The organism is Streptomyces sp. NPDC006512, from assembly GCF_040611935.1.
GTDB lineage: Bacteria > Actinomycetota > Actinomycetes > Streptomycetales > Streptomycetaceae > Streptomyces.
In genome coordinates, this window is record NZ_JBEXPG010000071.1 from 1 (window position 1) to 18312 (window position 18312).

General features: G+C 71.6%; 13 protein-coding genes. 5 read left to right on the forward strand and 8 right to left on the reverse strand.

What is annotated here, in order from left to right; translation table 11 throughout:
- From ABZZ17_RS34170 to ABZZ17_RS34180, 3 genes are all read right to left on the reverse strand, one after another.
- The coding region (locus tag ABZZ17_RS34170; RefSeq protein ID WP_356882140.1) for a M23 family metallopeptidase at positions 1-923 on the reverse strand (923 nt) is incomplete at its 3' end.
- 51 nt (positions 924-974) lie between these two features.
- Entirely contained in the window at positions 975-2270 is a 1296-nt protein-coding gene (locus ABZZ17_RS34175; protein WP_356882142.1) for a transglycosylase family protein, read from the reverse strand.
- Between the two features lie 352 nt (positions 2271-2622).
- Entirely contained in the window at positions 2623-4134 is a 1512-nt protein-coding gene (locus ABZZ17_RS34180) for a hypothetical protein (RefSeq protein ID WP_356882144.1), read from the reverse strand.
- A gap of 96 nt (positions 4135-4230) precedes the next feature.
- Here ABZZ17_RS34180 and ABZZ17_RS34185 point away from each other — a divergent pair, with 96 nt between their 5' ends.
- Together ABZZ17_RS34185 and ABZZ17_RS34190 are read left to right on the forward strand one after the other, a co-directional pair.
- Positions 4231-4770, forward strand: coding sequence for a WcaF family extracellular polysaccharide biosynthesis acetyltransferase (locus ABZZ17_RS34185; protein WP_356882146.1), 540 nt, complete (start codon positions 4231-4233; stop codon positions 4768-4770).
- Positions 4767-5888 (forward strand): glycosyltransferase, encoded by a 1122-nt coding sequence (locus ABZZ17_RS34190; RefSeq protein ID WP_356882148.1) that lies wholly within the window; start codon positions 4767-4769, stop codon positions 5886-5888. Before ABZZ17_RS34185 ends, ABZZ17_RS34190 begins: the two co-directional genes overlap by 4 nt.
- 53 nt (positions 5889-5941) lie before the next feature.
- On the opposite strand, the gene ABZZ17_RS34195 is transcribed toward ABZZ17_RS34190, so the two are convergent.
- The 4 genes from ABZZ17_RS34195 to gmd all read right to left on the reverse strand — a co-directional run bounded on the left by ABZZ17_RS34195 (position 5942) and on the right by gmd (position 11116).
- Positions 5942-6157, reverse strand: coding sequence for a DUF6458 family protein (locus tag ABZZ17_RS34195; protein ID WP_356882150.1), 216 nt, complete (start codon positions 6155-6157; stop codon positions 5942-5944).
- Positions 6158-6285: 128 nt separating this feature from the next.
- Positions 6286-6984 (reverse strand): hypothetical protein, encoded by a 699-nt coding sequence (locus ABZZ17_RS34200; RefSeq protein WP_356882152.1) that lies wholly within the window; start codon positions 6982-6984, stop codon positions 6286-6288.
- Positions 6985-7078: 94 nt separating this feature from the next.
- Positions 7079-9856, reverse strand: coding sequence for a LamG-like jellyroll fold domain-containing protein (locus ABZZ17_RS34205; RefSeq protein ID WP_356882154.1), 2778 nt, complete (start codon positions 9854-9856; stop codon positions 7079-7081).
- A gap of 246 nt (positions 9857-10102) precedes the next feature.
- The gene (gmd, locus tag ABZZ17_RS34210; RefSeq protein ID WP_356882156.1) at positions 10103-11116 is read right to left on the reverse strand and encodes a GDP-mannose 4,6-dehydratase; all 1014 of its coding nucleotides are present in this window, start codon (positions 11114-11116) and stop codon (positions 10103-10105) included.
- Between the two features lie 329 nt (positions 11117-11445).
- Here gmd and ABZZ17_RS34215 point away from each other — a divergent pair, with 329 nt between their 5' ends.
- Positions 11446-12390 carry a GDP-L-fucose synthase gene (locus ABZZ17_RS34215; protein ID WP_356882158.1) on the forward strand — a complete coding sequence of 315 codons (945 nt, stop codon included), beginning with the start codon at positions 11446-11448 and terminating at the stop codon, positions 12388-12390.
- 14 nt (positions 12391-12404) lie between these two features.
- Here the strand turns inward: ABZZ17_RS34215 and ABZZ17_RS34220 are convergent, their stop codons facing one another.
- Complete coding sequence (locus ABZZ17_RS34220; RefSeq protein ID WP_356882160.1) at positions 12405-13892, reverse strand: sugar transferase; 1488 nt, start codon at positions 13890-13892, stop codon at positions 12405-12407.
- A 382-nt stretch (positions 13893-14274) separates the two neighbouring features.
- Here ABZZ17_RS34220 and ABZZ17_RS34225 point away from each other — a divergent pair, with 382 nt between their 5' ends.
- On the forward strand, positions 14275-16542 hold the full coding sequence (locus ABZZ17_RS34225) for a M4 family metallopeptidase (RefSeq protein ID WP_356882162.1): 2268 nt from the start codon (positions 14275-14277) through the stop codon (positions 16540-16542).
- Positions 16543-16765: 223 nt separating this feature from the next.
- Complete coding sequence (locus ABZZ17_RS34230; protein WP_356882164.1) at positions 16766-18250, forward strand: nitronate monooxygenase; 1485 nt, start codon at positions 16766-16768, stop codon at positions 18248-18250.
- Positions 18251-18312: the final 62 nt, after the last annotated feature.

Genomic DNA, 18312 nt, shown 5'->3' on the forward strand with positions numbered 1-18312 from the left:
TCCGCCCGGCGCACCGTGTGGTACACCTTCCCGTCCGCCACCACGGCCACCTGAAGCTCCGCACCCACCGAAGCCGCCGCCACCTGCGTCACGTTGGCGAGCGCACCGGCCGCGGCGTGCACGTCGCCGAAGCCTCCCCATGAACCGTCGGCGAAGCGGATGGTGTGGTAGAGCTTGCCCTCGTTGCTGACGGCGAGGAGGTGGGTGTCGCCGTCGATGCCGGCCTCGGCGGTGGTCCGCACGCCGGAGGGGATCTCGCCGCCCTCGTTCTCGACGTTCCCGAAGCCCGACCAGGTGCCGTTCGGGTTGCGGACGCCGTGGAAGAGCGAGCCGCCCGACTCCACCGCGAACTGGGCCCGCCACTGGCGGGACGGCGCGGGCGGCGTCTCCACCTCTCCGCAGTTCTTGCTGGCGAGCGTCGAACCCATGCTGAACGGGACGCCGTTGAAGACGGACTGCTTGACCGTGCCCTGGTACTGCTGCTCGTAGTGCAGGTGGGCCCCGGTGGAGTTGCCGGTGTTGCCGACGATGCCGATCTTCTGGCCGCGGGTGACGCGCTGGCCGACGGTGACGTCGTGGTCGTTCAGGTGGGCGTACAGCGTCCTGGAGCCGCCGCCGTGGTCGATGACCACGTACTTGCCGTAGCTGGTGGTGAGGGACTTCACGACGCTGACGGTGCCGTCGGCGCTGGCGAGGACCGGCTGGTTCTCCGTGGAGGAGCCCCGCGTCCAGTCGATGGAGAGGGTGGACGGGCTGTGGCCGCTGTACGTCCTGCCCGTCCAGGACTGCTGGCAGCTGAAGGGCATCTGGTAGGCGGGGCCCGCCGCGTGGGAGGGCGTGGCGGCGAAGGCGACCAGACCGGAGGCGGCCAGGGCCATGCCGGTGGCGGAGGTCAGGACGCGGCGGGAGAAGGTGAGAGACATGGGGATTCCTCGGAAGTTCGGATGGGGGGGCGCGGCGCGGGCCGGCGCGGGTCAGTTGAAAGTGCCGGTGACGGCGACGCCGTCGTGGGTGGCGGGAACGCCGGTCAGGTCGACGGTGCCGACGCCGGTCCAGTTGCCGCTGACCTGGCGGACCGTGTGCAGGACCCGGCCGTCGGCGGCCACGAACGCCACCTGGAGCTCGTCGTTCACGGCGGCCGCGGACACGTCCGTCACGGTCACCCCGGAGACCACCGAGGACAGGGAGTTGAACACCCACTCACCGCTGAAGAAGCGGGCGCCGTGGTACTGCTTCGCACCGTTCTCGGCCGTCAGCACCAGCTGGAGGTCATTGCCCGTACCGGCGATCGCGACGTCCGAGATACCGGCCGGAGCACCCTCCGCCGACACATCACCCCAGCCCAGCCACGTACCGTTCGCGAGCCGCGCCGTGTGGTGCAACACCCCGTCCGCCACCGCCACGAGCTGGACATCGGACCCGGTACGGGCCAGCGCCACCTTCGTCACCGGCTTGCCACCCGCCGGGTTACCCACCGGAGCCAGCGGCGTCCAGTTCCCGTCCGCCCGGCGCACCGTGTGGTACACCTTCCCGTCCGCCACCACGGCCACCTGAAGCTCCGCACCCACCGAAGCCGCCGCCACCTGCGTCACGTTGGCGAGCGCACCCGCCGCGGCGTGCACGTCACCGAAGGTGCCCCACGTACCGTTCGCGTTGCGGACGGTGTGGTGGAGCTTGCCCTCGTTGCTGACGGCCAGGACGTGCGTGTCGCCGTTGATGCCGGCCTCCGCGACCGCCCGGACGCCGCCGGGTACCGCGGCCGCCTCACCCTCGACGTTGCCGAAGCGGGTCCAGGTGCCGTCGGCGAAGCGCGTCGCGTGGTGGAGGCCGTTGCCGGAGTCGACCAGCACCTGCGTCTTCCAGGACTGCGCGGGCGCCGGCGGGGTGGGGGCGTCCGGGTAGGGGTTCGCGTGGTCGTTGCCGAGTCCGGCGCTGCGGCCGCAGTGCGGCCAGGCGCCCGGGCCCTGGCCGGCCAGGACCTTCTCGGCTATCAGGATCTGCTGCTTCTTCGTGGCCTGGTGGGCGTAGGCCGCGTACGCCGTGCCGCCGAAGGCCCGCCAGGTCGACGCCGAGAACTGGAGGCCGCCGTAGTACCCGTTGCCGGTGTTGATGCTCCAGTTGCCGGAGCTCTCGCACTGGGCGACCTTGTCCCAGGTCGCCACGCTGGCCGCCGAGGCCGAGGTCGTGCCGAGGGACAGGGCGACGGACGTGGCGATGGCGACGGTGGCGGTGACCGAGGCGATCGCGGTGGTACGGCGGCGTGCGGACATGACAAATCCCCCAGGATGAAGAGCGTGGATGTACTGCGGGCTCGCAGTGGTGCGGTGCATCGGGGGTGCGCGTCCAGCCGCACCGCCCGGTTTCCCCGGCCCCTGCGGGCCGTTGAGAAGAGCATGTCTGCTGGTCAGCGCCCGTTCCAGAGGTTCCGGGTGGCCCGAAGCGGCCCTGGCCGGAAGCGTCCGGGGCGGCCCGTAGGGGCCGTTGGCGAGCCGCCCTCGCGGCCCGGCGTCCGGGCATGCCGAAGGCCCGCGCACCGAAGGGGCGCGGGTGGGCGGGGGGAGGGGCGGGGGTGAACGGGGTGCGGCGGGACCGGCGTCGGGGCCGGTACGGCGACCGCGCGCGTCAGCGCAGGGTGGTGCCCTTGTCCTGGCGGTACGTGGCCACGAGCGCGAGGCACAGCGCGGCGATCGCGACCCGGCCCGAGGCCTGGAGCAGCGGACCGCGCAGCAGGATGAAGGAGTACCCGGCGACCAGCGGGACGACGACCGAGATCAGGCTGCCCGGGGGCGACCGGCGGGTGGCGCGCTTGGCGTAGCGGCGGTCCACGCGGGCGGAGGCGTACCCCATGGCCAGCAGTCCGGCGCCCATGCCCAGCGGGCCGAAGTCGATCCACAGCTCCGCCCAGATCGGGGAGGAGAGGTTGGTGTTGACCGTGCCCATCCACTGGCCGACCATCACGCCGGTGTCGCGCGGCTTGCCCGGCCAGACCGAGCGCGGGACCGCGAAGAAGACGGATCCGGCCAGCTGGCGGCCGTAGAAGTGGCCGGGGCCGGAGTTGGAGAAGGTGATGGTGTTGGCGAACATGCCGATCTGGTCGTAGTCCTTGAGCGCCATCGGCTCCAGGAACGAGGTCGTCTCGACCGGCTTGTAGTTCTTCTCGTCGTACCGGAAGCGGTCCGCGAACGGGAAGACGAGGAGGGCGATCACCACGGCCATCGACAGGGCCACCCGGTACATCGCGGCGCTCACCGGGAAGACGGTGAAGAGCAGCGCGAACATGACGGTGAGGAACCAGTAGCGCGGGTTGGAGATCGGGTTGTTGACGATCAGGTTGAGCCCGGCGAGCGCGGCCCACGTCACGATGACCGACACCTTGCGGCGGGCGAACTTCGAGGTGATCAGCCAGCGCGTGTACAGGAGCAGCGCGAGCAGCGCCGGTACGGTGCCGAAGCCGCGCAGCAGGGCCTGGCCGGCCTGGCCGTCGCCGTTGGAGACGCCGGCCTCCTCGATGCCCGCGATGATCTCCTGGCGGCTGGAGAAGAAGACCGCCGGGCCGCCCAGCTTCATGATGAAGGCCGCGCTGCACAGGAAGGCGAGGAGTGTCAGGAGCTGGAGCCTGCGCCGGTGGGCCATGACCGGCCGCGGTTCCTTCTGGGAGCCGCCCGCGCGGCCCGTGGGCCGGTGGCGGGCGAGCAGCACCCCGACGTCGAAGGCGGTGCAGCCGAGCAGCACCAGTCCGACGGCGACGGTGAGGTCCGAACGCGGGCCGACGACCGGGGTCGGCACCTGGCCGAGCACGGCCTGGGCGAGGGGGGCCACGCCCATGGCCATGTAGACGAAGAGCCAGAAGGAGCCCTGGAGCAGCTTGCGGCGGCTGGTGAGGACCATCGCGGAGAGCCGGGCGCCGGCGTACATGGTGAGCAGGAGCTGGAGCCAGAAGGCGGCGTCGCGGGCTCCCGCACCGGACTGGACGGCGACGAAGAACGGCAGGAAGACGGTGAAGCCGAGGGCGAGGGGGACGGACAGCGCCCGGGAGAGCAGGGTGCGCGGGGTGGTGACCCTGCCCCACTGCGACTCGTCCTCGACGGGGGCCGGTCCGGGCGCGACGGCGGGCTTGCGTATGTCCGTAGCCACTGTTGCCCCCACCCCATGTGCGTGATCCGCGCGCAGTCTAGTCTGAGCGGGCTGCGCCCGGGGAGGCGCGTCGGGGTGGACGATGAGGGGCGACTGTTGCGTGATCTTCCTGCCTTCACGCTGGCCGGGTACGACAAGGGGCGGGGGCTGCTGACGCAGGCGCTCTGGTTCGCCGTGATGAACACCGTCTTCATGGCGTGGTTCTGTCCGGCGCGGCTGCGCGTCGCCCTGCTGCGGGCCTTCGGGGCGGAGATCGGCGAGGGCGTCCTGATCCGGCACAAGGTGCGCGTGCTGTGGCCGTGGAAGCTGACCGTCGGGGACCACACGTGGATCGGCGAGGGCGCCTGGCTGCTGAACCTGGAGCCGGTGACCATAGGGGCGAACGTGTGCCTGTCGCAGGAGTCGATGCTGTGCACCGGCTCGCACGACCACCGGGCCGCCGACTTCCGCTACCGCAACGCCCCGATCACCGTCGAGGACGGCGCGTGGGTGGCCGTACGGGCGACCGTGCTGGCCGGGGTGACCGTGGGCCGCTGCGCGGTCGCGGGCGCGGGCGCCGTCGTACACAAGGACCTGCCGGAACTGACCCTGCAGACCCAGGACGGCCGGCGCCGCCCGGTCGAGGAGCCGAAGTGAAAGTTCTGCACGCCGTCACCCTGCACTCCCCCTCGCACGCCTTCGGCGGGCCGGTACGGGTCGCGCTGAACCTCGCCAAGGGGCTGCGGGCGCGGGGCCACGAGGCCCGGCTGCTCGCGCTCGGCGAGGGTTTCCCCGACCCGTGGCCGACCGACGTGGAGGGGGTTCCGGCCAAACTGTTCCCGGCCCGGCGGATCCTCCCGCTCGGGTTCAGCGGGATGACCTCGCCGGCCCTGCTGGCGTCGGCGGGCCGCCTGGTGCGGGAGGCCGACGTGGTCCACGTCCACCTGGCGCGGGACCTCGTGACCCTGCCGGTGGCGCTGGCCGCGCTGCGGGCCGGCAAGCCGCTGGTGCTCCAGACCCACGGGATGGTCGACCCGAGCGGGAAGGCGCTGGCCAAGGTCCTGGACGCGGTGGCGGTGCGCCGGCTGCTGCGCGGGGCCGACGCGGTGCTGTACCTGACCCCGCACGAGCGGGAGGGGCTGGACGCGGTGGTCGGTTCGCCGCTGGAGCGTTCCGTACGGCTGGTCAACGGCACCCCGGCGCAGGAGGAGCGGCCGCCGCTGGACGGGCCGCCGCGGATCCTGTACTCGGCGCGGCTCCAGGCCCGCAAGCGGCCGGTGGACTTCGTGGACGCCGCCCCGGCGGTCCTCGCGGAACACCCCGACGCGCGGTTCGTGGTGGCGGGACCGGACGAGGGCGAACTCGCGGCCGTCCGCGCCCGGATCGCCTCGCTCGGCCTGGGCGACCGGTTCACGGTGCCCGGGGCGCTGTCGAGCGCGGAGGTCCTCGCGGAGCTGCGGCGGGCCCACGTGTACGTCCTGCCGTCGGTGGAGGAACCGTTCCCGATGTCGGTGCTGGAGGCCCTCGCGGTGGGCGTGCCCCCGGTGGTGACCCACTCCAACGGCCTGGCCCGGGACATCGCGGCCGCCGGTGCGGGCCGGGCCGTCGACCCGGGTCCGGAGGGCGTCGCGCGGGCGGTGCTGGAGCTGCTGGAGCCGGGCGCCAACCGGAAGGCCTCCGCGGCGGCCCGCGAACTGGCCACCGCCTCCTTCTCCATGGACGCGGTACTGGACACCCTGCTCCCCGTCTACGAGGCCGCCCGGAGCCGGGCGTAACCGCCCGGCTCCGGTACGCACGCCGGGGCGCCCCCTAGGTCGCCCCTTCCGGCCTAGATGCCGTCCCGGCGTTCCTCCACCACCGGGAAGGCGGCCGTGGCACGGCGGCGCCTGGCGACGCTCGCGTAGACGGCGAGGCCGACGCAGCCGGCCGCGATCATGATCAGACCGACCAGGTCGAGGTTGACGCTCTCCATTTCCCAGTCGCTCGCGAAGGTGAGGATGGCCCCCACCACGATCAGGGCGATGCAACCGCCGATGCCCCGCATAGGATTCGCCTCCGCTGTGTCGTGTGTCGGCGCGGGTACCCGGTGGGCGGACATGAAAACGCCGCCGGTGCCCGGGTGTTGCGGGCTCGGCGGCGTTCTCGTGGTGCCGGGGGCTCCCCGGGTGTCTCCTACGCGGGGATCCAGGCGTAGCAGCCCGTCGAGGTGAAGGAGGCGGCGCCGGCCGGAACGGTGGCCGTGATCTTGTCGCCCGCCTTGACGGGGGCTTCGGGGCCCGAGGCCAGGATGGCGCCGTCCTTGCCCTTCGCGTCCCAGGTGCAGGTGGTGCTCTGGGTCAGCGCCCGGTAGGTGCCCGGCGCGGGCGAGGTGCGGGTTCCGTCACCGAAGCCCTTCTCCGCCGCGGCCAGGACCGGCTTCTGCTCGGGGCACAGGTGCGTGATCGCGTCCTTCGCCCCGGTGATCTCACCGGAGATGACGGCCGCGGTCGCCGCGTCCTTGTCCCGCTTCGCGGTGCGCTCCACCCGCTGGCAGGTCTCCTGGCCGGTCTGCAGGACGGCCGCCGGGTCCATCTTCTCGGGGACCCGGCCGCTGAGGTACTTCTTCTCGTTGTCCTTGAAGCTGCCCGTCTTCGGGGTGAGCTTCGGGTCCGGCAGGACGGGGCCCGTCGGCTTCGCGTCGGGGGCCACGGACGCGGCGGGCGCGGAGGGCGCCGGCGAGGCGTCGGCCGGGTCGGGGACCGAGGACGAGGCCGGCGGCTTCGGCTTGACCGCCGCCTCGGCGTCGGCCTTGCCGTCGCCCGAGGAACTGCAGGCGGTCAGCGTCAGGGCGGCGGCCAGCAGAACAGCAGCCGCTGCGGAGCGTCGGTACATCAGGGGGCTCCCGTACTTACTGGTACTCGGGTGGGAGAGGCGTACGGGGCCCGGCGTCACCAGTGGTGGCCGGGCCCCGTACGCCCTCGGGCGGTTACTTCGGGCCGAAGGTGAGGATCAGCTGCGGGGCGGCGTCCGCGGCCGTCGACTCCGAGGACCAGATCCACAGCGGGTCGGTGCCCGTGCTCGTCAGGCCCAGGCTGTAGCTGCTGCCCAGCACCGCGGAGACCGCGGCGGTGTCCAGCTCGACGTTCTGGATCGCCGAGCCGTCCGGCACGCCCGCGATGCTGCCGAGCGGGGTGGTGCCGAGGGTGGGCTTGGTGTTGAACGTCGTGCCCGCACCGCTCCAGGTACCGGTGACCGGGACCGCGGAGACGGTGTCGGCGGTGCCGGCCCCGGCCTGCGAGCTGGTCTTGAACTGGAGCGAGGCGGCCTTCAGGACCTGCCCGGACGGGGCGGCCGGGAGGGTGAAGCGCAGGTACGTCTCGTACGCCGAGGTGCCGCGCACCGCGAGCGAGGTGGACGTGCCGTAGGCGGCGTTCGGGGCGCCCTGGTTGATGTAGGTGTCCTCGGCCGCGGTGACCTTGGAGACCGTGTCGGTGGGCGCCTTGGCCAGGTCGAAGTGGCTCTTGACCTGGGCCTGGGTGAGGACGGACGGGTAGACGGCCGTCTCGTCGATCTGCCCGGAGAAGAAGTTGCTCGTCGGGCGGGTCGGCCAGCTGGCGAGGTTGTCCCCGCCGACGTGCCAGTAACCGGCGTACGGCGTGGAGTTCGTGGCGCTGTTGGTGCCCTTGTTCTGGCCGTCCACGTACAGGGTCATGCCGCCGGGGCCCTGCGTACCGACGACGTGGTGCCACTTGTTGTCGTTGTACGTCTCGAAGAGACCGGTGGAGATGGTGCGGGTCGAGCCGTTGTAGACGCCGAAGATCAGACGACCGGTGTTGGTCATGTAGATCTGCTTGTCGTACGAGCCGCTGCTGTTGACCGTGTTGTTGCCGAAGCCGATCAGCTTGCCGCCGCGCGTGGTGTTCGTCTTGAACCACGTCTCGATGGTGTAGCTGGCGCCGACGTTCTGGCGGTGGTCGCTGTGGACCTGCTGGCTGGTGCCGTTGAAGCCCATGGCCGTGCTGGAGCCGGTGACGGCGCCGGGGGTCTGGCGCAGCGCCGGGGCGTTGACCTGGATGCCGCTGGTGTTGCCGGTCTTGGAGGAGTCGGCGACGTACGGGCTGATCGTGTCGTCGTAGCGCCAGTACAGCTCGGCGCCGTCGGTGCGGACCTTGTCCGGGTAGGCCTGGACCGAGGTCGGGATCGTCACGGAGACGTTCGCCGACAGGGCGCTGGTGTTGCCGGCGCCGTCGGTGGCCGTCACGCGGTAGGTGTACGACTGGCCGGCCTTGACGGTGGTGTCGTTCCAGGAGGCCTGCGGGCGCTCGAACTCCAGGGAGTCCGCGTTGACCGTGGCGATGGGGGTGGCCGAGCCGTTCCGGTAGATCCGGTAGGTCAGCTTGCTGTCGTCCTGGTCGTAGCTGGTGCGCCAGCGGACCTGGGCCTCGCCGGGCTTGACGCTGGCGGCGCTGGCGACCGGGGTGGTCGGGGCGCCGACGTCGCCGGTGGAGGCGAAGCGGGTCAGGCCCTGCTGCGGCTCGCCGTTGATGAGGGTGAACTCACCGCCGACCCACATGTACTTGACGTCGTTCTTCTCCGCGACGGACATGACGCGCGGGCCGATGCCCTCGCCGATGCCGTCGTTGGCGTTGGGGTGCCAGCCGAGCTTGCGCGGGCCGCGCACGAAGCCGTCCACGGGCGCGGGGGCGGCGCCTTCGTGGTCGGTCCGCTGCGCCAGCAGGAAGTTCCGCTTGCCGTCGGGGAACTCCAGCTCGGTGGAGCAGTCGTGCGCGTGCGAGGAGCTGTACAGGACTCCGTCGTACGGCAGGACGTACTGGGTCGCGCCGAGGCAGCGGTCCCGCCACTTCTCGCTGAAGTCGGGGTTCAGGCCGATGCGGCCGTCGAAGACGCCGCCTCCGGAGCCCTCGTTGCCGGTGTAGTAGCCCGTCGCGTCGGCGGATATGTCCTTGACGACCGAGTTGGACGGGATGTTGCTGTAAGTCTTGGTGACCGCGCCCGTGGTGGCGTTGACGACGGCCAGCGCGTGCGTGTTCGCGTTGTTGACCGAGAAGAAGTCGCCGCCCAGCAGGACGTTCTTGCCGTCGTTGCTGATCTCGATGGCGCGGCCGGGCTCGTCGGCGTTGGCGACGAAGGGCTTGAGCGCACCCGTGGAGGCGTCGACCGCGGCGAACCGCGAGCGGGTCTGGCCCTCGACGGTGCCGAAGTCGCCGCCCGCGTACAGGGTGTCGTCCGTGACGGCGAGCGCGCGCACGGTGGCGGGGAAGCTGGGGTGGAACGATGCCTTGGGGGTGCAGCTCTCGATGTCGATCGCCGCGACGCTGGAGACCGGGGTGCCGTTGACGGCTCCGAAGTAGCCGCCCGCGTACAGGGTCTTCTTGTCCTTCGAGACCACCAGGGCCCGCACGGTGGCGGTGCCGTCGCCGACCGTGAAGGCCAGCTTGCAGGAGGTCGGGTTGCCGGTGGCGGCGTCCAGCGCCACGAAGTTCACGGCTTCCTGCTCGGTGCCGCTGCCGGCGCCCTCGGGCGGGCGGACCGCCGAGAAGGTGCCGCCGGCGAAGACGGTGCCGTTCGCCTGGTCCATCGCAAAGACGATGCCGTTCGGCTGCCACGTGGGCAGCTCGTCGGCCGTGAACGCCACCGGCGGCGTGATGGCCGACGCCTCGGGCATCAGCACCAGGCCGAGTCCGGTGCCGGCACCGGCCAGTGACAGGACGAGGGCAGCAGTCAGCCCTCTGGATCTACGCATGAGCCCCCCAGGGCAATCGCCCGGTTTGATGGCTGAAATTATCCGAACAGCCATATGTACTGGCGCAGACTAGGGCTCACGCGAGGGCCCGGTCACCTCACTTGACCCATTGCATACCAACTTGGAATCAACAAGGTTCACTACGGAGGTCGCACTTCGGACATACGGCAGGTTTGCCCCGGTCAGGACCGCGAAAAGCCTCGGTACCGACCGGGACACGGCAAAGCGTAGGGGAAATATAAGCCCTCAGCGGTCGATGCGGACCGTCACGCCCGCCAGCTGGTCCTCCACCTGCCGGATGTCCGCTTCCACCATGATCCGCGCCAATTCGGGCACCAGGACCGACGGCTTCCAGCCGAGGATCTCCTGTGCCTTGGAGGCGTCGCCGATGAGGGCGTCGACCTCGCTGGGGCGCTCGTACTTGGGGTCGTAGCGCACGTGGTCGTTCCAGTCGAGGCCCGCGTGCGTGAAGGAGGACTCGACGAACTCGCGGACGGTGGCCGCGACGCCGGTGGCCACCACGTAGTCGGTCGGCTCGTCCTGCTGGAGCATCCGCCACATCGCGTCGACGTACTCGGGCGCGTAGCCCCAGTCACGGACGGCGTCGAGGTTGCCGAGGTAGAGGTGGTCCTGGAGACCGGCCTTGATGCGGGCGACCGCGCGGGTGATCTTGCGGGTCACGAAGGTCTCGCCGCGGCGCGGGGACTCGTGGTTGAAGAGGATCCCGTTGACCGCGAACATGTCGTAGGCCTCGCGGTAGTTCACCGTGGTCCAGTACGCGAAGACCTTCGCGGCGCCGTACGGGCTGCGCGGGTGGAACGGGGTCCCCTCGTTCTGCGGCGGCGGGGTCGCGCCGTACATCTCCGAGGACGAGGCCTGGTAGATCCGGGTGTCCACGCCGCTGGCCCGGATGGCCTCCAGCAGCCGCAGCGCGCCGAGGCCGGTCACGTCCCCGGTGTACAGGGGGGCGTCGAAGGAGACGCGGACGTGGGACTGCGCGCCCAGGTTGTAGACCTCGTCGGGGCGTATGTCGCGCAGCAGGTTCACCAGGGCGACGCCGTCGGAGAGGTCCGCGTGGTGCAGGACGAAGGACCGGTTGGCGGTCTGCGGGTCCTGGTAGATGTGGTCGATCCGCTCCGTGTTGAAGCTGGAGGACCTCCGCACGAGCCCGTGCACCGTGTAGCCCTTGGAGAGCAGAAGCTCTGCGAGGTACGAGCCGTCCTGCCCGGTGACGCCGGTGATCAGTGCGGTCTTGCCCATGGGGTCCCCCTGGTTGTGGTTGCTGTTCTTCGTGACGAGGCTGCGCCTCGGGGTGTGCGCGGGTCGGGCCCCGGCAGGGGGCGCACCGAGCGTTCGGGCCGCGGCCCGGGGCTGGATGGGTACCGTACACGTCCGTTGTCGCGGGCTTTGCGGCGGATTCCGCCGGGTGCCGGGGCGGTGGCCGGGAGCGCCGGGGCCGCTCGTGCGAGGGGGCGGCGCGGGATCCGGCCGACGCGCCGTCCGGGGTGCCGTCCGGGGTCCCGGGGCCGGGCCGCCCGGATCCCGGGCTGCGGGGAAACCCGCGGCGCCGGGCTGGCATCATCGGCGGTATGACAAGTTCGCTGCCGCTCCTGCCCCCGCACGCCCGCGTCTTCGTCGCGGGCCACCGCGGCCTCGTCGGTTCCGCGGTCGCCCGGCGGCTGACCGCCGACGGCCACGAGGTGCTCACCCGGGGCCGGGCCGACCTCGACCTGCGCGACGCCGCCGCGACGGAGGCCTACCTGAGGGACGTGCGCCCGGACGCGGTCGTGCTGGCCGCCGCCAAGGTCGGCGGCATCATGGCCAACAGCACGTACCCGGTGCAGTTCCTGGAGGACAACCTCAAGATCCAGCTCAGCGTCATCGCCGGGTCGCACGCGGCCGGCGTCGGGCGCCTGCTGTTCCTCGGTTCCTCCTGCATCTACCCGAAGCTGGCCCCGCAGCCCATCAGCGAGGACGCCCTGCTGACCGGCCCGCTGGAGCCCACGAACGAGGCGTACGCCCTCGCCAAGATCGCCGGCATCGTGCAGGTCCAGTCGTACCGCAAGCAGTACGGGGCCTCGTACATCTCGGCCATGCCGACGAACCTCTACGGTCCGGGCGACAACTTCGACCTGGAGTCCTCGCACGTCCTGCCCGCCCTGATCCGCCGCTTCCACGAGGCCGCGGCCGAGGGGCGCGAGCAGGTCACGCTGTGGGGATCGGGCACGCCGCGTCGCGAGTTCCTCCACGTCGACGACCTCGCGGCCGCCTGCGCGGTGCTGCTGGAGCGCTACGACGGCGACGAGCCCGTCAACATCGGCTGCGGAGAGGACCTGACCATCAAGGCCCTCGCCGAGACGGTGGCCGAGGTGACCGGCTTCGAGGGCGAGCTCGCCTGGGACACCTCCAAGCCGGACGGCACCCCGCGCAAGCTGCTGGACGTCGGCCGCCTGACCTCGCTCGGCTGGAAGCCGGGCATCCCGCTGCGGGACGGCATCGCCTCCACCTACCGGTGGTGGCTCGACCAGAGCTGACTCCACCACGGCCCTCAGTACGCTCCGCGCCCGTCGACGACGGCGCGGAGCGTGCGGCCCATCACGTCGACGTCGCTGGTGAAGGACCAGTTGTCGACGTACTGGAGATCAAGCTGAATCGTTTCATCCCAGGACAGGTCGGACCGTCCGCTGATCTGCCACAGGCCGGTCATCCCGGGCCGTACGGAGAGCCGGCGCAGTTCGACCTCGTCGTACTCCGCCACCTCCTCGGGCAGCGGCGGGCGCGGGCCCACCAGCGACATGCTGCCGGTCAGCACGTTGAACAGCTGGGGCAGTTCGTCCATGGAGGTCCGGCGCAGCAGCCGGCCCACGCGGGTCACCCGGGGGTCCCGGCGCATCTTGAACATCAGGCCGTCGTTCTCGTTGGCCCCGGAGAGCTCGGCCTTCAGCTTGTCGGCGTCCACCACCATCGTGCGGAACTTCCACATGACGAAGGGCTCTCCGTCGCGGCCGATCCGGTGCTGGCTGTAGAAGGCCGGGCCGCGCGAGCCCAGCCGTATCGCCAGGACGACCCCGAGGAAGAGCGGCGACAGCAGGAGCAGGCCGACGGCGGCCCCGACCCGGTCCAGCACCGACTTGAGCAGGGTCTGCACGCCGCGGCGCACGGGCGGCGCGATCCGCAGGACGGCGAGCCCGCCGGCGGACAGGGTCTCCAGCCGCTTGACGGAGATCTCGACCAGCCCGGGGAACACCGCCAGTTCGAGCCCCTCGTCGTGCAGGGCCCACGCCACGCGGCGCAGCCGTTCCCCGGCGATGCGCGCGCCCGGCGCGACGAGCACGAGGTCGGCCTGGTGGCTGCGGACGGCTCCGAGGACGGCGGCGGAGTCGCCGTTCGGCGTTTCGGGCATCCCGCCTTCGAGCCGGCCCGCGACGGGCGTGCCGCTGGTCAGGGCGCCGGCGCCGACGGGCACCACGCCGACGACGACGTACGGGTGGTCGGTGCGCGCGGCAAGGTGGGCGATGACGGCCTCGGCCGCCTCGGGTTCCCCGACGACCAGGACGCGGCTGACGGCGTGGGCCTCGCGGCGGGCCGCCGTGAGGTGGCGGTAGGTGAGCTTGTGGCAGGCGACGGTGATGAGCAGGGCCGGCAGCAGCGCCCCGAGGGCGGCCAGCCGGGGGGTGCTCTCCCCCGTCACCACGCGGGCGACGGCGAGGACCCCGATCAGAATCAGCCAGTCGTGCAGGACGGGCAGGACTCCGCGGGATTCTCCGAGCACGCGGGAGGCGTAGCGGCGCCTCAGCGCCTGTACCCCGGTCCAGGCGAGGGCCGCGCCGACGGCACAGTAGAGCGGCCGGACCTGCTGCGCGGCCTCGAAGACGAGGCCGACGGGCACGGCGGCGCCGAGGAAGTCGGCGGTGACGGCTGCGGGCAGGTACCAGCGGGCCTTGTCACCGAGCCGCCTCGCCGGGGCCGTTGCCGGCCCCTCCGACTCGGCGACTGCTCTGGCCACCCTTTGCGCAGGAAAATGGACATGCCTCATGGGCCCCCCTGGCACGTGGTCTATGACGATGGCGCGTGCCCGCGGCTTCCCCTGGCAACGAGCAACTGTCGCACCGGGAAACAGTACGACAAACACCCGTACGGTAAATGCCGTTTGCGTTAACGAGGCCTCTCGTTGCCCAAGCGTTAGAAACCGGTATCAACTACTCCGCATTTGGTGCGCCCACTTCGCACGCGAAGGTGAATGGTTCGGATACCGGATACGTATCTTCGGACAACGAACCGTTTCCAGCCAACCTTTTGACGCGGCCCTGACATCACGGCCCACAGGTGGCACTCTTCGACCGTTCATCGCACCAGCCCTGATCTGCCCGGAGGCCCTACCCAGCCATCCGGAACCCCCCTTGCAGAAGGAGTCTGCGTTGAGTCCCACCCCCCAGAGGCGTGCCACCGCGGCCGGCGCGCTCGTCGCCGCGGCGGCACTGCTCGCCGTAGGCATACAGGCCGGCTCCGCCACCGCCGACGCCACCGCGTCGCAGGCCAGCACGGTCGCCCAGCCCAACCCGGGCGCGGCCAACCTCAAACTCAGCGCTTCGGAGCGTGCGACGCTCCTTGCCGAGGCCAACTCGACCACCGCGCAGGCGGCCAAGGCCCTGGGCCTCGGCGGCGGCGAGAAGCTGGTCGTCCGCGACGTCGTCAAGGACGCGGACGGCACCACGCACACCTCGTACGAGCGGACCTACGACGGTCTGCCCGTGCTCGGTGGTGACCTCACCGTCCACGCCAAGGGCGGCGTCACCAAGAGCGTGACCAAGGCGACCAACCACGAGATCAAGGTCGCGGACACCACCGCCTCGGTCACCCCGGCAGCCGCCGAGAGCCAGGCCGTGTCCGCCGCCAACGCCGAGGGCTCGAAGGAGGCCAAGGCCTCCAAGAACGCCCGCAAGGTGATCTGGGCGGCCGAGGGCGCCCCGGTCCTCGCGTTCGAGACCGTCGTCGGCGGCCTCCAGCACGACGGCACCCCGAACGAACTGCACGTGGTGACCAACGCCAAGACCGGCGCGAAGATCACCGAGTGGCAGGCCATCGAGACCGGCACCGGCAACACCATGTACAGCGGCCAGGTGACGCTCGGGAGCTCGCAGTCGGGCAGCACCTGGAACCTGACCGACGCCGCCCGCGGCAACCACAAGACGTACAACCTGAACCGCGGTTCGTCGGGCACCGGCACCCTCTTCTCGGGCCCGGACGACGTCTGGGGCAACGGCCAGCCGTCCAACCTGGAGACCGCCGCCGCGGACGCGCACTACGGCGCGGCCGTCACGTGGGACTACTACAAGAACGTGCACGGCCGCAACGGCCTGCGCAACGACGGCGTGGCCCCCTACAGCCGGGTCCACTACGGCAACAGCTACGTCAACGCGTTCTGGGACGACTCCTGCTTCTGCATGACGTACGGCGACGGCAGCGGCAACAACAAGCCGCTGACCTCCACCGACGTGGCGGCGCACGAGATGACCCACGGCCTCACCTCGGTCACCGGCAACATGACCTACAGCGGTGAGCCCGGCGGTCTGAACGAGGCGACCTCCGACATCTTCGCGGCCGCGGTCGAGTTCTACGCCGCCAACCCGCAGGACGTCGGCGACTACCTGGTCGGCGAGAAGATCGACATCAACGGCAACGGCACGCCGCTGCGCTACATGGACAAGCCGAGCAAGGACGGCTCGTCCAAGGACTCCTGGTACTCGGGTCTGGGCGGCATCGACGTCCACTACTCCTCGGGCCCGGCCAACCACTGGTACTACCTGGCCTCCGAGGGCTCCGGCGCCAAGGTGATCAACGGGGTCAGCTACGACTCCCCGACCGCGGACGGCCAGCCCGTCACCGCGATCGGCCGTGACGCCGCCTCGAAGATCTGGTTCCGCGCGCTGACGGTCGGCTACTTCAAGTCGAACACGAACTACGCCGCCGCCCGCACCGCCACCCTCCAGGCCGCCGCCGACCTGTACGGCCAGGGCTCGACCACGTACAACAACGCGGCCAACGCCTGGGCCGGCATCGCCGTCGGCGCCCGCATCCCGGTCGGCGTGAACGTCACCAACCCCGGCAACCAGAACACCGTCACGGGCAGCGCGGTGAGCCTGCAGATCCAGGCGAACAGCACGAACCCGGGTGCGCTGAGCTACGCGGCGACCGGCCTGCCGGCCGGCCTGTCGATCAACTCCTCCACCGGCCTGATCTCGGGCACGGCCTCCACCGCGGGCACGTCCAACGTGACCGTCACGGTGACCGACTCGCAGAGCAAGACCGGCACCGCGGCCTTCACCTGGACCGTCGGCACCTCGCAGCCGAGCGTGTTCGAGAACACGACCGACTACGCGATCGCGGACAACTCCACGGTCGAGTCGCCGATCACGGTGAACCGCACGGGCAACGCCTCCAGCGCCCTCAAGGTGGACGTCAACATCCTCCACACCTACGTCGGTGACCTGAAGGTCGACCTGGTCGCCCCCGACGGCTCCGTCTACAACCTGCGCAACCGCACCGGCGGCAGCGCGGACAACATCGTCCAGCAGTTCACCGTGAACGCCTCCTCCGAGGTCGCCCAGGGTGTCTGGAAGCTGCGCGTCGCCGACCTCGCCAGCGCCGACGTCGGCAAGATCGACAGCTGGAAGCTCACCTTCTGACCCCACCGGGGCCGATCGTGAACCAGAGCTGAACCGTCAGACACGGGGCCGCCCGGGAGAAGACCTCCCCGGGCGGCCCTGTCCCATGCGGCCCCCGCCGCGGGGGACCTGCGGCCCGCGGCGGCGGGACCTTCGGCGCTCCCCCGGGCACGGCGGCGGAGGGATAGTGGAATCCGGCGAACCTACGGAACCGTAGGTTCGAGTGATTCCGAGGACGTGTCCCATGCCCCAGCGCCCCGAGCCCCATAGCCGCGAGCCCCACAGCCCCGTGAACGCTCCCGCCGCACGGCGCCCCTGGCTGATCCAGGGCGGCATGGGCGTCGGCGTCTCCGGCTGGCGGCTCGCCCGGGCCGTGTCCGTGACCGGCCAGCTGGGCGTGGTCTCCGGGACCGCCCTGGACGTCGTACTGGCCCGCGTGCTCCAGACCGGAGACCCGGGCGGCCACGCCCGCCGCGCCCTGGCCGCGTTCCCGCTCCCCGAGCTCGCCCGGACCGCCCTCGACTGCTACTTCCGCGAAGGGGGCCTGCCCGACGACCGCACCCCGATGCGGACCAGCCCGCGCCTGCGCGCGAACGGCGGGTCCCCGGCGGAGGTCCTCACCGTCCTCGGCAACTTCGTCGAGGTCTGGCTCGCCAAGGAGGGACACGACGGTGTCATCGGCATCAACTACCTGGAGAAGATCCAGCTGGCCACCGCCCCCGCGATGTTCGGCGCGATCCTGGCAGGCGTCGACCACGTGCTCGTGGGCGCGGGAGTCCCCGGTCAGATCCCGGCCCTCGCCACGCGGCTGGCACGCTGCGAACCCTGCGTGACCCGGATCTCCGTCGAGGGCCAGGACGAACCCCTGGACCAGCTCTTCGACCCGGGCGCCCTGCTCGCCGGGCACCTGCCCGGTCCGCTGCGCCGCCCGGAGGTCCTCGCCATCGTGTCCCTGCCGGTACTGGCGGCCTACCTCGCCCGGGACGCCGCCACCCGCCCCGACGGCTTCGTCATCGAGACCAGCCAGGCCGGCGGCCACAGCGCCCCGCCGCGCGGACCGATGACCCTGGACGCGGCGGGCGAGCCGCTCTACGGTCCCCGCGACCACCCCGATCTCGCCAGAATGGCCGCGCTCGGGCTGCCGTTCTGGCTCGCGGGCGGACAGGCCTCCCCCGAGGCGCTGGCCGCCGCCCGGGCCGCCGGCGCCGCCGGGGTCCAGATCGGCAGCGCCTTCGCCCTGTGCGAGGAGTCCGGGATGGCCCGGCACCTGCGCGAGGAACTCCTCGGCCGGGCCCGCGCCGGCACCCTGACGGTCCGCAACGACCCGGGGGCCTCCCCCACCTCGTTCCCCTTCAAGGTGGCGCGGCTGCCGGGCACGGTCTCCGAGCCGGAGGTGTCCGCCGCCCGGCGCCGGGTCTGCGACCTGGGTTTCCTGCGCACCCCCGTACGGGGTCCGCGCGGGCTCCTGTACCGGTGCGCGGCCGAGCCGGTGACCGCGTACGTCCGCAAGGGCGGGGATCCGGCCACCGCCGAGGGCAAGCAGTGCCTGTGCAACGGCCTGCTGGCCACCATCGGCCTCGCGCAGCGGCGGCCGGGCGGACGGACCGAACCCCCGCTGGTGACGATCGGCAAGGACCTGTCCTTCCTGCCGCGCCTGTCCCCCGACGCCTCCCCCTACACGGCGGCGGACGTGGTGCGGTGGCTGGAGCCCGGAACGCACGCGCGGTAGTACCGGCGGACGCACGGGGGCCCGGCACCCACGGGGGTACCGGGCCCTCGCGCCTACGTGTC